Source organism: Phaeodactylibacter xiamenensis (genome assembly GCF_000759025.1).
In the GTDB taxonomy this organism is placed as follows: Bacteria; Bacteroidota; Bacteroidia; order Chitinophagales; family Saprospiraceae; genus Phaeodactylibacter; species Phaeodactylibacter xiamenensis.
Window position 1 is genome coordinate 168160 of record NZ_JPOS01000034.1, and the last position, 16212, is coordinate 184371.

Genomic DNA, 16212 nt, shown 5'->3' on the forward strand with positions numbered 1-16212 from the left:
GCCGCGGGCTTGACGCAAAAATTGAAAATTGCAAAAACACTTTTCAAGTTATTTTGATCAGCCACCGCTTTCGGTGTTTTGCGGTTGCAAATATAAGCGCGATATCCATACTGCGCAACCCCTTGGCTTAAATTTTTTGTCTTTGCCTCTGAGTTTAGGTTTTAAGGCTTTGCGGTACAGGGAGTTGTAGCCAGAAGAAAAAACAGCCCGGCATTTCCTGTTTTGGAATTGCCGGGCTGTTGCTGCCGCGCTAATCGAGTCGATAGTCGGGCTAGGCGATACGCTGCGTTTGGAAATCCAGCGCCGGGTAGCGGAGTTTGATGAACTCATACGCACCAAACATGACACTGGTAAAGATGAGATCACCGGCAAAGGTTGCCTGATAGAAAGGCCAGCCTGCGCCGTAGCAAGCCATCAGCCCGCCGATACTTTGCGGGTACATGGGGCTGCCCAGCCATACGCCAAAGTTGGACACCAGGAAGAAGATGGCACCAGCTCCGATTGCGCCACCCAGAATACGGGGCAGGGTCACTTTGGAAAGGACACCCAGCCCAAAGAGTACGATGAGCAGGTAGCTGCCGTACTGCCAGAAGAAGCCTTCATAGAACACGGTGAAGCCTTCAAAGTAGTGGGCATAAATGACATTATTGATGACAATATCACTGGCAAAAACCGCCAATACGGGGACCAGGAAAGCCAGCCAGCGCTTGCTGAAGTAAGCGGCACCAAACAAGCCCATCGCGGCTACTGGAGAAAAATTCAGGGGGTGTGGGAAAATCCGGAACAATGCCGCCACGAGAATCATACCCGTTACTACAGCAAACCGGATGTTAAGCTTCTGATCTTGCATATCTTAAGTAGTTTATAGTTTTTTGAGACGCCTGACGATGAGGCGTTAAAAATTGGTTTTAAATAGTTTTTTGGTCAGGTAGCCATTAGCATTATGCACCTGCAGTACGTAAATACCTGCAGGCAAAGTTAAGGCTTCTATGGCGTTTGCTCCCGGCATAAGCCGAAAAGTTTGCAATACCTGCCCGCTGATATTCATCAACCTGGCTTCTGCTTCATGATTCGTAGCCCAGTTCGCATACCAGGTAGCTCCCGCCGGGTTAGGAAATACATTTAGATAAGCTGCGGGCAGTTGTACACGCTGCGTGCTGACCGGCATGTCGGTAGTCATCAGATCGTCCATGCAAAAATAGGCCGGCGTGTTCATCCCAAACATCCCGTTATCCGTAGAGCTCATGGTGAATTGCAGGCTGTCGGCATTGCCAAGCGTGCTCAGGTCCACGTAGGTCCAATCCTCCACGATATAGTCCTGACTGTTGTCCTCAAACCGGTAATCCGCCAGGTAGAAGTTAACGCTGTCCGTACTCAGTTCCCCACCAAGATACTTTTTTATGGTCAAAAGAAAAAAGTCGGGGTCATCGCCGGATTCTCCGCCAAACTTCTTGGCGAAGCCATCGCCTTCCAGCATGCTGAGGTAAGGATAGGTGCCATTGGTGACGTAAAAGCCTTCCACTGCGCCCCCGGCGGCTGCGCCCTGCAGTACCAGCACGGATTGTGGCGAAGCAAAGCTTACTGCGTAGGCTGTGGAGTTGTACCCCCCTCCGGTAATGGCGCTCAGGTCATTCATAAAGCCAGGGGTATTTACATCCGTGGTGGCAGATATAGCCCAGCCAGACCAGGAATTAAAATCCGGATTGTAGCTGTTGGGCAGAAAAAGGTTGCCGCTTTGGAACCCCCCGCTCCCGTCACTCCCGTTCAGGGCTTCACCGGGCTCGAGGTCAAAGTTTTCGAAATCCGCAGTTGTCTGTGCGTAGTTCAATGTGGCACAGAGCAGTAGCAGAATAGTCGTTGAAGTCCATCTCATATAAGGCTAATGTTTATGTTTGAAAAATAGGTTAATGCCTAACTGAAAGCTGCGGCCCGGCATGGGGCGCCGATCGACGATGCGGTAGGAAGCGTCCCAGAGATTGTCTGCCCGGCCGAAAGCCTGTAGCGTGAATTTTTGCCAGTTTAGCTGATACTGTAGCTGTGCAAAACCAAGGTGATAGCCAGGAAGCTCGGTATCATTCAGGGTTTGAACCGCACTCGTCAGCCGATGCTGATAGGTGAATTGCAGGGCGTCTTTACTAACGGATATGCGGGCAAAACCCAGATGCTCCGGTGTGTAAGCGAGTTGCTCCCCTTCGGCAATCCGCGGCTGCTGAATGGCGATTTCATTGGTGGAGCGGATGTAATCGTAGCCGATTTGCCCTTCCCATTGCCATTCTCCGGTGGTGAAGCGGCAGGATAGGCGCTGTTCCAGCCCCCGGCTCCAGACCTCTGTGAGGTTATTGGCGGACCAGAAGTTTTGCCCCTCGGTAAGCCCCCACATAATCCAATCGTCGATGCGCCGGTGGAAGCCGGTAACGGTATAGCTCCATGCCTCCTTTTGCCAGTTTAGCCCACCCTCTGCGCTCCAGCCGATTTCGGGCAATAAGTCGGGGTTCCCACCTGGCAGCCAGTACAGGTCGTTCAGGGTGGGAATGCGGTAATTACGGCTGATTTTGGCCTGCCAGCTTAGATTAGAAGTAATGGGGCCGTTTGCGCCCAGAGCAGGCACGATGGGCACCCAGTTTTCATCGACTCGTTCCTGCCGTAGGCTGAGCTGAACCCGCAGGGCGTTCCATTCTTTCCGGAGGCTGGCAAAAGCAGCGGCACGTTGCTGCTCCGGCTGCTCGCCCCGGTACCCATCGGCTGTAGCCGTAGCCCAGTTGTAGAAGAGCCCAGCCTGTAATTCCAGGTCTGCACTTAGCGCCCATTGATGTTCCACCTCGCCCATGAGCGTATGGAAATGGCTGAGCGCCCGAAGCAGAATGGCGTCATCCCGGTAGTCGATCGCTTCCCGGAACCAGCCCAGGCGGGCATTAAAAACGCCATGTTTGCTGCGTTGCTGGTAGTGCAGGGCGGTGCGCAGGAAGGTGTCGAGCTGCAGGGCTTGGCTCCGGGTTTGGGTGGTCAGGGGCGGGATGTTACGATCGGAGGTTTGCCACCAGGCAAAAGCAGCCAGTTGACGGTCGGGGCGGGGCTGCCAGTAGACTTCCTGCATGATGGCCTGCTGCCGGAAATCGGCATGCGTTTGCTGCCGCTCTTCTCCGCTATCCAGGCGGTAGCTGAAATCGTTGTCGGCAGACCGGCGGAACAGGCGGGTATTGAATGCCCACTGCTCCCCCCGGTAGCGGGCCCGCGCCTGATGGTCCTGAAAGCCAAAGCTGCCCAGCATGGTTTGTGCGCCGGCTTCCATGCCCCGGTAGGAGAGGGGCGTATTGCGCAAACCCACCGTGCCGCCAATCGCCCCGCTGCCCCAGGCTGCGCTGCCCCCGCCCCTTTGCAGGTTCACCCCATCTACAAAAGCCAGGGGCAGGAGGGAAAAGTCAAGTTGGCCCAGCATCGGGCTTTGGAGCGGCAGCCCATTCCAGGTGACCGCTGTATGCCCGGCACTGCCCCCGCGGATAGAGGTCGTGGCAATGCTGCCCCCGCCGTAGTTCTTGATGAAAATACCGCCTTCCCGTTCCAGCAGGTCGGTCAGGTAGTAGCCGGCGTAGCGGTTGACATCGGTGGAGTCCCAGCGTTGTTCCTGACTGCCGGTGAAGTTGGCGCGAAGGGGCGAAGTGGTGATTTCGGCAGTAGGCAGGAGCACGGCGGTATCGGGCTGTGCCAAAAGGGGCACTGCGTATGAAAAGCTCAGTAAAAGGATAAGGAGCTGCCGCATCCTGCCGGTTTTGGAGCCTGAAGGGCAGGGCAAGAGCGGATAATGGGGCATTGTGTGGGTGAACGGACAAAAGAAGGTGCAGGAAATTCTTACACACCTGCGTTTGTTAAGCCGTACGCTTGCCCTTACGTAGAGAACAGGCCAGCGGTACCCATTAGGCCCAATAAGCACTCCATCCCTGCTTTTCCTCCGAAAGCCCGAATGAATTAAATCTTGCCTGGCAGGTCTTCTGGCTTGCTTCTGCATTTGCGGCCTTCCCATCATCTCCCGACAGTGGCTTAGTGCGCAAAGGGCATTTTTTGTGAAGCTTACAGCAGCGGGGACTGCTCAGGATTTGCACCTGATTCCCTTTTAAACGAAGGCCATCGTCACAGACATAGCATTCGTACCAAAGCTGGCGCAAAGGTAGGGAAAAAAGCACAGGTAGACGTTAAATTTTGGTCAGCGCTGTATAGCAGTTGCCTTTTACCGCCTGTTTTCCTTATTTTTGGTTAACACTAAACCCGATATGATGAAAAAGAAGATTACTACGATCACCCTTTTCCTGTTCGCCCTTTTGAGCAGCAACGTACTCCTGGCTCAGTCCAACCTGTTTGTCGACACCTCTTACACCGCATCTGAAATGGTTACCGCTTTCTTCAGCGATGCTGATGTTGCGCCTTCCAATGTGACCTATACCGGCGCTCCGGAGGGGATGGCTTTTTTTGATGCCGGCGATACCTATATGGGCATCAATGCCGGGATATTCCTGTCCACCGGCCCGACAACCGTAGCGGCCAACCCGGCAAGCTTCAGTGCAACTTTTAATAACTTATTACAGCCCGGAGACGCTGATTTGCAGGATCTGCTGGAGCCCGGTATGCTGACCCATGATGCTGCTGTACTGGAGTTTGATATCGTGCCCAATACAGATACCATCTGCTTTAATTACGTCTTTGGCTCTGAGGAATACCCGGAGTTTGTGGGCAGTCAATTCAATGATGTCTTTGCTTTCTTTATAAGCGGTGGTCCGGAGTATGATTCCCTGACTAATATTGCTACTATACCGGACAGCGACCCGGTAGTTCCGGTAACCATCAATAACCTGAATGCGGACTCCAACAGCAGCTTCTACATTCCACAGTTCACTCTTGATACCCTGTCGTGGTCGCCACCAATATATGACACTACAGCCACGGACCTGGCTTACGATGCCTACACCACTTTACTGCCTGCCAAAGCATACGTCACACCGGGCGAAACCTACCACATCAAAATTGGTATTGCAGATGCTGGGGACGGGGTCTATGACTCCGGTGTTTTCATTGGGATTACCAGTCTGGGCGGTGACTCCCTGCTTACCCCTACTGCTAACGCGAACCTTAGCGTCATCGATAATCAACTCATTGCGGAGAATACTTCTTCATTTGCCAAGGCCTTCGAATGGGACTTTGGTGATGGCACCACTTCCACAGAGCGGCATCCGGAGCCTCACACGTACGCAGCGTATGGGACGTACACAATAGAGCTCAAAGTACATACCTGGTGCTGTTCCGCCACTTTCGTGGAAACCGTGACGGTAGCCCCGCCGTTGCTCACCAATTTTGGCGTCACCCCCGAGGCAGGGAATTGCCCCGGCGATGCTTTTTCCTTTGAGGACCTCTCGGAAGGCGCCGTTGACACCTGGTCCTGGGCTTTCCCCGGCGGGCAGCCGGCGACTGCTGATGCCCCTAATCCAACCGTAACCTACGATGAGCCTGGCGTGTACCCCGTAACGCTCACCGTCACCGATACCTTCGGGCAGACAGCGACGATTGAAATGGAGGCCGCCGTTGAAATTCAGGCCCTGCCTATCGCTGCTTTCGAAGCCACGGTCAATGAGCTGCAGGTGGCTTTCCAGAATAATGCAGCACATGCCACGTCCTACCTATGGGATTTCGGGGATGGCCAGCAAAGCACGGAGCAGTCGCCCACGCATACCTACGCTTCTGAAGGTAGCTACACCGTAACTCTCACGGCTATGAATGACTGTGGGGAGGCTATTGCGGTGTCACAGGTGAGCGTTATGGTCGTCAGTACCCGGGATTTGCCTGCTACGGCTTTTGCGCTATTCCCCAACCCGGTCAAAGACCGCCTGACCATCCGCCCGGCAATGACCGCAGCTTATGACGTGTCTGTTTTTCGCGCCGACGGACAACTGTTGCTCTGCCGGCAGGGGCTACAGGGGCAGTCCACCATTCCAATGGAGCAGTGGAGTGCGGGTGTTTATGTCATCGAACTGACCAATGAGCAGGGCGCTTTACAACGGCTGGTGAGTAAGCAGTAAAGGGTTTCTGCCGGTAAAATAGGGCTGTTAGGCAGGTGGGGAACTTCCCTGTCTGCCTAATCTCACCCTCTTCGGTGACCATCCTCACTGTAGTTCAGGCTTTTGTCGCTTACTTTTCGGAGAATAAAAAAATTAGCGATGAAAAAATGGATACTCGCCGGTCTGCTGCTGGCTACTTTGAATACATTAGGCACTGCCCAAACCGAAGAATGGGTGTGCAAAGATCAGGAAGCCATCACCGCCATGGAACGTGGCGCAGCCGAGCGGCAGCTGAATTTCCGTTCCTCCGCATTGACCGATGACTACGATATCAAGTACCATCGGCTGGAGTGGAATATCAACCCCAACAACTACTACATTTCCGGTACGGTTACTACCTACTTCATGCCTAAGGAGGCCAACTTCGTAGCGCTCCACTTCGATCTTGCCAATACCCTGCAGGTCAATAGTGTCATTTTTCACGGGCAGGAAGTGGAAACCTACAGCCAAAGCAACAATACGCTGACCATCAACCTCCCCAATTCCCTGTCAATGGCGGAGCTGGACTCGGTAAGCGTTACCTACGAAGGCGCACCGCCGTCCAATGGCTTCGGCTCCTTCGCGCAAGCCACCCATAGCGGCAATCCGGTGCTCTGGACCCTTTCCGAGCCCTATGGTGCCCGGGATTGGTGGCCCTGCAAGCAAGACCTGAGCGACAAAATTGACAGTATTGATGTACTGGTGCGTACCCCGGTTGCCTACAAGGTGGCCAGTAATGGTTTGTTGCAAGAAATTATCGAAGATGGCAATGAGCATATCTACCACTGGAAGCACCGCTATCCCATCCCTGCCTACCTGATTGCCATTGCAGTGACCAACTATGCGGAGTACTCCGACTTCGTGCCGGTGGAAAACGGAGCCCCGATCGAGGTGCTCAACTACGTCTTCCCTGAAAACCTGGCAGATGCCCAACAGGCTACTACTGCTACGGTGGAAATCATGCAACTCTTCAACGAGCTCTTCGGGCTGTACCCCTTTGCTGAAGAAAAATACGGCCATGCCCAATTCGGCTGGGGCGGTGGCATGGAGCACCAAACGATGAGCTTTATGGGCGGCTTTTCCCACCTTTTGCAGGCGCACGAGCTGGCCCACCAATGGTTTGGCAACAAAGTTACCTGTGGCAGCTGGCAGGATATCTGGCTCAACGAAGGCTTCGCCACCTACCTGGAAGGACTGACGTATCAGTACGACCTGGGGCCCAATACCTGGAATAACTGGCTGTCCGGTAAAATCAACCATGTGACAAGCGCACCCGACGGCTCCGTTTTTGTGTATGACACGAGCAGCGTAAGCCGCATTTTCAGCAGCCGCCTGTCCTATTCCAAGGGGGCGATGCTCCTCCACATGCTACGCTGGAAACTGGGCGACGAAGCTTTCTTCCAGGGCGTACGCAACTATGTAGATGCACCTGAGCTGGTCTTTGGCTACGCCAAATCTGAGGACCTCAAAGGGTATCTGGAAGCCGAAAGCGGGCAGGACCTGACCGAATTCTTCGACGACTGGCTCTACGGTCAGGGCTACCCGTCCTATCAGATGCGTTGGTTTCAGGAAGGGAGTACGCTGTACGTCCGCCTGGATCAGCAGACCTCCCACGCTTCGGTCGACTTTTTCGAAATGCCGGTCCCCGTACGCTTCCTGATCAGCGGCGGTATTGACACCACCATCGTCTTCGACCATACTTTTGATGGGCAGCAATTTGCCATCGAGGTGCCGGGGAATGTTGGGATTGTCTACTTTGATCCCGAGCAGCGTATCGTGAGCCGCAACAACAGCGTGACGCAGGGGCAGTTTACCAATACCGAAGGCGCACTGCTGGAAGCGGTACAGGTATTCCCTAACCCGGTACAAGACAAGCTAAATCTAAGCCTCCCCGCCGGCACAACCCTTGAGCAAGCCCGCCTTTACCATGCCAACGGGCAGTTGCTGGCTCAGTGGGCAGGTACCGTCCGGCAGCTCGAGGTAGGGCAGTGGCCCAATGGTGCTTACACGGTGGAGTTGCAGACGAATTATGGTGTTGTCCGCAGGTTGGTGATGAAGCAGTAGGGACGGCTGGGGGTTAGGCGCTAAGGTTTTCTCTGAGGTTGCAGGCGGTCTGGTGTTATGGCTTTTCCCCTCCTTCGCCTGAAAGCTTCGGTGGGTAGAGGGTGTTATGGTTTTTCCGACCCGGTGCCTGAGCTTGCGTCGCCGATCGCAGCTTCGCCCCTGCGGGGAGCTTTCTCCCGGTGTTTTATCTGGGTCCGTCGGACTAAGCTGGAGCAGAGCCTTGTGAAGTGCTTGGGCTCAAGCTCTACCCCAGCAGTCTTGGCAAGTGCCGGGCATTCACCCAGTGTGCTTTATGTCAAAGTCAGTACCTGCGCCGAATGCCCCTGGCTATTCCCATTCCACCCCCTCATAAACAGCTGACAATGGGATTTCAAGATTTAGGGCCTCAATAGCGAGGCTTTTGTCTAATCCAGTGGTGCGGGTAATTTGCCAAAGGTCGCCGATGCGGTTGTAGGTTTCGATGCTTGGTGAATACTGGTCGATGAGAATGTAAGCCTTCAAGGTGGGGATTTGGCGGTAGAAGAAGAATTTATCCCCCCGGTCATAGCGCTCTGTGGATGCAGACAGGACTTCCACAATAATGGTTGGGTTAATAATGGCATCTTGATGTTGCGGTGCACGCTGCAGTGGTCCGCAAATGGCCATGGCATCCGGATATAAATACTTATTGAAACTGGCAATGTGAAGTTTGACCTCGCCATTGATGGCTCTGCAGGGCTTTTGATGACCGCGGAGTCCCAATTTGAGTTCACCAAAAATATTGCCGCTAATTAATCCGTGTTCAATGGTGCCGCCTGCCATAGCGACTACAGTACCATCGTGGTACTCATACTTTATCCCGGATTCCTGTTCTAAAGACAAATAAGCTTCTAACGAAAAGTCTTTAAGGGGCTCTGCTTCCATGGCATAGCTTTAAGTGTTCAGTAAAAATACATAAATCCATAGCCAAAGCCGCGTTTTTCCCCGACCTTTCGTTTTAGTTGGGCAATCAAACGCTTTGCCATGAAAATCACCCATTGGGCCGGCTTGCTGCTGGCCGTAACGTTTTTAGCTGGCTGCTACACCGAGCCGGTAGAGATTCCGGAAGAAACGGTAGGGCTGGCGCCTGTCTATTCTGATGGCGACTGGAAGACCATTGAGAGCCAACCCCCTCAGCCCATCATTGAGCTCAACAAAATTTACTACAAAGACAGCCTTATCTTCGTAGGCGAAGCCCAGAAAGGCATCCACATCATTGATAACCGCAACCCGGCAGAACCGGAGCGCATTGCCTTCATCAGCATTCAGGGCAACTCTGATATTTCCATCAAGGGTAATCTGTTGTATGCCAACAACCTTGCCGATCTGGTGGTCCTCAATATCAGTGACATCAACAACGTGGAGCTGGTAAGCCGGGTGGAAGGGGCTTTCCCGCAGAGCGGTGCAACCCTGCCCCAAGGCTACTTTGGCTTCTTTGAATGCCCGGACCCCGCCCTCGGGACCATCGTGGGCTGGACCGAAAAGACCCTCCAATCGCCGGAATGCTGGCGCTAATCTCTAAACTGAATACGACCATGACTAAGATATCCACTTTTATCCTTGCCTTACTTGCCTTCTTTGTATTGAGCTGCGCAGAGGATAGCGCCGATATTAGTGCGGCTGCTTCCAGCGGGACAGGCGTCGGCGGTTCACTGGCCCGTTTTACTATTATTGGCGATTACCTGTACACAGTAGACAATACGACTTTGGCCACTTTTGATATCAGTGCGCCGGAAGCGCCCGAAAAGATAGACGAAACCGTCGTCACCCGGGGTGTTGAGACCATCTTCCCGCTCAAGGACCACTTGCTGCTGGGTACACAAAACGGGATGTATATCTATCGGGTAAGCGACAACGGGCTGCCGGCTTATGTGTCTGAATACCAGCACGTAGTCAGTTGCGACCCGGTAGTAGCCAACCAAAATTACGCTTACGTAACCCTGCGTGTATCTGAATGCCGGGAGGCAGCTGCTGGCGCAGCCAATACGCTGGATGTAATCGACATCAGCAATATCGAAAGCCCCAATCTGGTCAACTCCCTTTCCCTGGATGGCCCCTACGGCTTAGGGCTGGACGGGAATGTCCTTTTTGTATGTGAAGGGTCAAACGGGCTCCGTGTTTTCAACCTTGATGACCCGGAGTCGCCGGAGGAAATCCGCTACCTCAATGACATTAACGCCATCGACGTCATCCCTCTTGGTGGAACGTTACTTGTGGTTGGCACGGATGCGCTCATTCAATTAGACTACACCGATATCAATAATATTCAGGTGATTTCCGTAATGTCAATTGGCGCTTAAATGAAGCATTCTGCAGCGATTGTCGTGTTGCTCCTTGGTATTGCAGGTTTTCTCAATGCCCAGCCCGAAGCTTCGGTTCCTAAGATGACGGTCAAGCTCGGTGCGCTGAGCCTAATCGATCCTGTTTTACCCTCCTTTAATCTGGCAGGAGAGTTTCAGATTAGTGGTCGCTGGTACGGGCAGATGGAGGCAGGGCTGATCCTTAACCTTGAGGATCAGGTGGATGGACTGAGGACTGGCGACAAAAGTGGTTTCAGGTTACGGCCAGCCGTTCGTTTCTACTACCAGGAACAGCGCAACCGGTACTTTCTGGAATTTTTGCTGGTATACCGGCAGGTATCAATGGATATAGATGGCGAGTTTTGGATTGCCCCACCAAACGAACTCTCCTATAACCGATTGGTCAATTACTCTGTGGACAGCCGGAAATTATCAGCATTCCTTAACGTCGGCCTGTTTGACCACAGTTTTAATGAGCGCCTGTTAGTTGAGTTAGGCATGGGGCTGGGCCTAACCGGGCAAGACAATTCCTTCAGCAATATACCTGATTATGGTTCCCTTCGGCGGACGAGTATCTTCAGTGGGGCCTTTGATCCGGATTATGCAATCAATACAGCCGATATCCGGGTCACGGGCATGTTGTACCTGAATATTGGGTACGTCCTTTTCTGACAGCGTCACTGACGCTCATCCTTCCATGCGGCCTGTTTTTCCTGAACAGTCTTCCCATACCGGGCTTTGAAGTTGTTATCTGCCAGCTTTAGTGCTTCAGATGTTGCTTCGAGCGCAGCCTGGTAAGCTTCCTGTTTGGCGTTAATGCGGGCGAGGAGCCAATAGCCTTGTGCTGTGGGCTTATTGTCTACTGATTTTTGCGCGTAAGTTCGGGCCGGGTTGACAGCCCCTGACCAAAAAAGGAAATCCGCCGCCTGAAGGTAAATTTCCCATTCCCCTTCATCCGGCGTGGCTGCAAGGGCTTCTTCTATTTCCGTGATGGCCCGGTCCATAGTTTCCACTTTGATTGGCAGGTAGAGCCGTAGCTTTTCCCAGCTGAGTAGTATGTAGCCGTTCTCAATATTTTGCCGGACGATCTCATATTGCAGCATTTCCTGGTGCCGGGTACGTGCAAATTTTGGGCGGATGTCTACCCTGAGGGCATCTTGTTCGGGTTGGTAGCCATTGGTGCCACGCAGGGAGGTGTTCTGATTGAAAATCACGGTCCAGGTACTGTCTTTTCTGGGCAGGACCAGCAAAGCATACTTACCTGCTTTCAGGGGTTGCCCATTGACCTTGACATCGGTACTGAACCCGATTGTGGTAGCCGCATTAGCGCCGGCGCGCCAGAGGGTGTCATAAGGTACGAGCCCGCCCCATATTTCACGGTCCAGTACTGAAGGGGCGCTATAGTCTATAGAAATATGAGTATAGCCGATGGTAAGCGCAGTACTTGCAGCCGGGCTTTTCAGGGGTAGCTCAACCGTTTGGGCAAAGGCCAGTGTTTGTTGCAGCAGTAGGAACAGGAAGAAAAGAGTAATTCGCATGTTGGTTGGTTTTGTGTGGCACAGACCATTGATTATGCAATGTCTGTAATGGAAAACGAAGCCGGGAAAGGGTTTGTTTTACCAGCTACAGATTGAAAATATTATAAAAAAAACTATTAGTTTTGGGCTGATTTCAGCCGTGAGGCCTGCTGTACTATTCCAAAAACTGATTCCAATGGCACGTATCTTCTTCGGGCTGTTCCTTATATGCTGTTTCTTTACGACTGCCGCCCAGGTAGTGGACCCTGGTGATGCGGTGGATTTTTACAAAGCCGGGGAAGAAGCCTTGCTGGCCGGGAAGGAGGAACAGGCCCTTCGGTTATTTAGGAAAGCAGTAAAAGCAAAGCCTGATTTTAATGCTGCCAGACGAGGTATGGCGCTCTGTCTGGAACTGCAGCGGGATTATGCAGGTGCTGCACAGGAGTACAAACAGATTCTTGACCGGGATTCCCTTTTTTCGCGGGCCATGTACTTTCAGGCCGGAGAGGCGTTTTATAAGGCTGGAAAGCCGGAGGAAGCGCTGGCCTATTTTTCCCGCTATAAAGCACTCCTGGCATGGGGTGTGGATACCTTCAGCCTAAATACAGAAAGAGAGCTTGAAATAGAAGAAGAATACCTGCAGCGGCTGCCAGGTAGCATACGTGCCTGCGAGGTCTCCCTTGATTCCATCAAGTTTATCAACATTACTACCGTAGAACCGCTCAATGGGCAAGTCAATACAAAAGCAGACGATTATTTCCCCTTTCTGACCAACGATCAGAAGCTGCTGTATTTCACCCGTAAAACGGATAAGGGGGACGAAGACCTCTATGAAAGCGAATTCACTAACGGGCAGTGGTCCAGAGGGCGCCCCGTCCGCGACCTGAACACCAGCAAGGATGAGGGCATGAGCACTTTTGTACGGGATGGGCGGGTATTGTTTTACACTGTTTGCGGCCGGGAAGGCGTGCTCGGTGGTTGCGACATCTGGCAGGTGGAAATGGACCAAAACAGGGAGGTAACTGCCATGGCGCCTTTGGAAGGCTTTGCCAATTCCGGAGGGTGGGAATCTCAGGCGGCGATCAGCTGCGATGGGCAAGCCCTCTATTTTGCCAGTAACCGCCCCGGTGGAGTGGGAGGAACAGACCTCTACGTTTGTGAGCGGCAGGCAGATGGATCCTGGGGGGAGGCCGTCAACCTGGGGGCAGGCATCAACTCGAAATTGGACGAAGAAGCCCCCTTCATCACCAACGATGGGCAGACCCTGTACTTCTCCTCCAATGGTCATCCGGGTATGGGCGATCAGGATATCTTCATGAGCTGGAAAGATAAAGACGGGGAGTGGTCGGTGCCTATCAATCTGGGGCCACCCGTGAATTCTGCCTTCCGGGAACTGGGGTTTTTTCTTACCGCAGACGGGCAGACCGGCTATTTTGCCTCTGACCGGCCGGAGGAAAGTACCGGCGGGCTTGATATTTTTCGCTTTCGACTGGATACACAACTGTATAGCCGCCCGATAACTTTTGTTGAAGGGCTGGTCATCGACAGCTCGCTGGAGATGACCGTGAGCGCTACGGTTTCCATCGCAGGGCGTCAGGATATTCAGGTTGGGCGGGACGGGCGGTTTTTCCTTTGTGTACCCGCTGGCGACACGCTATTCACGGCGGTCAGCAAAAAGTTTTTTCACCCCTATGAAAATGCCTTTATCATCCCGCGATGGAACAACCGTCAGTTCTACACCATTGAGCTGTTGCTCCATTCCACATTTGATATACCTGATGCTGCTCCGGCCATTGAGCAGGACACCCTTCAGGCCATAGCTCAACCGCTGCCACGCAAGAAATTTGTTGAGTACACCCATACCGTTTTCTTCCCCTTTGATGAAGACAAGATGGAAATAGAAGAGCGGGAAAAACTATTAGCTTTCCTGAAGCCGCTGCAGAAAAAAGATGCTCAGGATATTCGTATTGTGGGGTTCTCTGATGACATTGGAACGGATGATTACAATCTACGGCTCTCCGAAGAACGTGCCAAGCAGATTGCACTCGTCATCATGGACAACGGGCTGGAAGTAGACCATATATACATGGAGGGCAAAGGGGAAGTGAAAGATGAAACCACAAAAGCCCTTAACCGCCGGGTGGAAGTGAAAATCAGAGTGCTGGAATAGCGCTAGGGTAGGGTATTCTGTACCCTTCGTACACCATATACCCAGCACTTGCGCAAACTTGTCAAATTAACCCTATCAGAATGGTGAACAAAACCATTGAGGCTCTGTTCCGCATTTGTAACCTTGCCTGAGTTCTTTTTCTAATCTGCATTCGGAATTCAACTGCTGCTTATGGCCACAAAAATCAACGAAGAAAAACTGGTGCGCCGCCTTCAAGCGAGGGACAAGTCAGCCATTGCCGAAGTGTATGACGCCTACGCACCTTCACTGTACGGTATTGCGCTGCATATTGTAAGGTCTGAGGCCATAGCTCAGGATGTGGTACAAGAGACGTTCATCAAAGTCTGGAAAAATGCGGCCACATATGACACCAGGAAAGGGACTTTATTTACCTGGTTGCTAAATATCACCCGGAATGGAGCGATTGATAAAACCCGATCTGCGGCATTTCGGCGAAGGCGGCAGAACCTACCTGTAGATGAGCATTTGAAAAACAACCATAAACTGAGTACCGCGCAGAACACGGATCAAATAGGGTTAAGGTCCTTTGTGAATCAATTAGAGGAAAAGTACAGAGACATAATCGAACTGGCCTATTTTCAGGGGTACACTCAGCAGGAAATTGCTGAAGACCTGGATTTGCCAATTGGTACGGTAAAGTCGAGAGTTCGAATAGGACTCCGTGAGTTGAGGAAAATCTTTTCAGAGCCAGGTCTAACCCACCTCCTGATCGCAGCTTTTTGCCTGTCGGTATATTGGTTCGTCGTTTAAGAATAATGCCATGAATAAAGATAAATTTTTACAAACCGGATTATTAGAGCAGTATATCCTTGGTCTGACGGATGAGGAAGAGACCAAGATTGTAAAAGATTATGCGGAAACCTACCCGGAGGTTCAATCGGAAATTGATCAGATGCGGGAAGCACTGGATCAGTATGCAAAGCAGTACGCTGTCATGCCTCCGGAAGAGCTGAAGTCAAGAGTCATGAAGGGGGTAGATCAGGCTGATCAGCGTTCTGATACGGGTACAGCTGTCCCTGGCCCCGCCAGTTCAGGCTCCAACTGGATGGGAGCAGCTCTAATGGTTCTGTTAATAGGGGCTTCGCTGTTTTTATACAGGGGCAAAGCTGCCGCAGAACGTGATTTGGCTTCATTGGAAAGCCGGCATACCATTTTCCAGGAAGAATGTGAGCGCCAAAAAGCCGCGCTTCAGCAGCAACAGCAAATATTTGCCATTCTAAATCATGAGGCAACAGTGCCTGTTCGCCTTCATACCACAGGGCTGCAAGCAAATGCAGAAGCCGTAGCTTACCTCAACGGCCTCGAAAAAGTAGCCTATATCAATACTGGTTTGCTGCCAGAATTGCCTTCCGGGAAAACCTATCAGCTGTGGGCTGATGTGGAAGGGGAAATGATCAACATGGGGGTCCTCGAACAACAAAGCAAAGGGTTAAAAGCCGTATCTTATATCGATCACGCAGAGAGCCTTAATATCACTATAGAGCCTGAAGGCGGGAGCGATGAACCTACCGTCGAACAGCTCATTGCAAACGGTGAAGTGTAGCTTTAATCCCCTTTTGAGCTTTTGCCATTTTACAGTGTCGGGTTTTATTAAAAAATATGAGGAATAATTATGTAGAGTATTAAAAAATCACCATTTTAGTAGCGCCCTCAGAACATATCCACCCTAATAGTCCAAAATTTATTGTTTAATTTTAAATCCAATCGGCCTATGTTAATCCTATACATTGCCTCAGGCGCATTTGTTGTAGGTGGAGGGTTAGTGTTCTTTTCAAATCTTATGGCTCAAAAAACACGCAGCCGTTACTATTAATTGATCTGATCACCCCCCCTACCTTGTAAGAACGGAGGACTGCCAAAGCTCCTCCCTGCATTAGTAAGCTATGGCACACACCCCAATCAAAACCAAACACATTACTATACTCACTGCATTCGTCCTTCACTGCTTCAGTGATGGCAGGCAGTAACGAAGCCCTTCGGCTTCTGGTACTTTCCCATGAACTTATTGGTGACGGGGCTTTCATTAGCTTTGTCTAATCCAT

13 protein-coding genes and 1 riboswitch are annotated in these 16212 nt (G+C 52.0%); of the genes, 8 read left to right on the forward strand and 5 right to left on the reverse strand.

All coding sequences use genetic code 11. From position 1 onward, the window contains the following. Positions 1–271: 271 nt before the first annotated feature. Genes IX84_RS13445 through IX84_RS13455 form a run of 3 tightly spaced genes read right to left on the reverse strand, consistent with a single transcriptional unit; the run spans position 272 to position 3757 of the window. Positions 272–850 (reverse strand): DUF6580 family putative transport protein, encoded by a 579-nt coding sequence (locus IX84_RS13445; RefSeq protein ID WP_044221482.1) that lies wholly within the window; start codon positions 848–850, stop codon positions 272–274. A 45-nt stretch (positions 851–895) separates the two neighbouring features. After that, positions 896–1873 (reverse strand): DUF4465 domain-containing protein, encoded by a 978-nt coding sequence (locus tag IX84_RS13450; RefSeq protein WP_052515995.1) that lies wholly within the window; start codon positions 1871–1873, stop codon positions 896–898. 6 nt (positions 1874–1879) lie between these two features. After that, a complete protein-coding gene (locus IX84_RS13455) occupies positions 1880–3757 on the reverse strand; it encodes a TonB-dependent receptor plug domain-containing protein (RefSeq protein WP_044221484.1) in 1878 nt (625 codons plus the stop codon). Positions 3758–3959: 202 nt separating this feature from the next. Beyond that, positions 3960–4165: riboswitch (cobalamin riboswitch) on the reverse strand. Between the two features lie 100 nt (positions 4166–4265). On the opposite strand from IX84_RS13455, the gene IX84_RS34435 reads away from it, so the two are divergent. Together IX84_RS34435 and IX84_RS13465 are read left to right on the forward strand one after the other, a co-directional pair. Then, complete coding sequence (locus IX84_RS34435; RefSeq protein ID WP_081968748.1) at positions 4266–6062, forward strand: choice-of-anchor L domain-containing protein; 1797 nt, start codon at positions 4266–4268, stop codon at positions 6060–6062. 138 nt (positions 6063–6200) lie between these two features. Beyond that, positions 6201–8144, forward strand: coding sequence for a M1 family aminopeptidase (locus tag IX84_RS13465; protein ID WP_044221487.1), 1944 nt, complete (start codon positions 6201–6203; stop codon positions 8142–8144). Positions 8145–8471: 327 nt separating this feature from the next. Here IX84_RS13465 and IX84_RS13470 read toward each other — a convergent pair whose 3' ends face one another. Then, on the reverse strand, positions 8472–9047 hold the full coding sequence (locus IX84_RS13470; RefSeq protein WP_044221492.1) for a Uma2 family endonuclease: 576 nt from the start codon (positions 9045–9047) through the stop codon (positions 8472–8474). 99 nt (positions 9048–9146) lie between these two features. On the opposite strand from IX84_RS13470, the gene IX84_RS13475 reads away from it, so the two are divergent. Genes IX84_RS13475 through IX84_RS13485 form a run of 3 tightly spaced genes read left to right on the forward strand, consistent with a single transcriptional unit; the run spans position 9147 to position 11134 of the window. Further along, on the forward strand, positions 9147–9677 hold the full coding sequence (locus IX84_RS13475; protein WP_052515997.1) for a hypothetical protein: 531 nt from the start codon (positions 9147–9149) through the stop codon (positions 9675–9677). A gap of 20 nt (positions 9678–9697) precedes the next feature. Then, entirely contained in the window at positions 9698–10462 is a 765-nt protein-coding gene (locus IX84_RS13480) for an LVIVD repeat-containing protein (protein WP_044221667.1), read from the forward strand. Then, complete coding sequence (locus IX84_RS13485; protein ID WP_044221495.1) at positions 10463–11134, forward strand: hypothetical protein; 672 nt, start codon at positions 10463–10465, stop codon at positions 11132–11134. 5 nt (positions 11135–11139) lie between these two features. On the opposite strand, the gene IX84_RS13490 is transcribed toward IX84_RS13485, so the two are convergent. Then, positions 11140–12000, reverse strand: a complete 861-nt coding sequence (locus IX84_RS13490; RefSeq protein ID WP_044221498.1) for a DUF2911 domain-containing protein — start codon at positions 11998–12000, stop codon at positions 11140–11142. Between the two features lie 175 nt (positions 12001–12175). Between IX84_RS13490 and IX84_RS13495 the strand changes: the two genes are divergently transcribed. From IX84_RS13495 to IX84_RS13505, 3 genes are all read left to right on the forward strand, one after another. Further along, positions 12176–14149, forward strand: a complete 1974-nt coding sequence (locus tag IX84_RS13495; RefSeq protein WP_152605048.1) for an OmpA family protein — start codon at positions 12176–12178, stop codon at positions 14147–14149. A gap of 171 nt (positions 14150–14320) precedes the next feature. After that, entirely contained in the window at positions 14321–14920 is a 600-nt protein-coding gene (locus tag IX84_RS13500; protein ID WP_044221503.1) for an RNA polymerase sigma factor, read from the forward strand. A gap of 10 nt (positions 14921–14930) precedes the next feature. Further along, entirely contained in the window at positions 14931–15713 is a 783-nt protein-coding gene (locus IX84_RS13505) for an anti-sigma factor (RefSeq protein WP_044221507.1), read from the forward strand. Positions 15714–16212 lie beyond the last annotated feature (499 nt).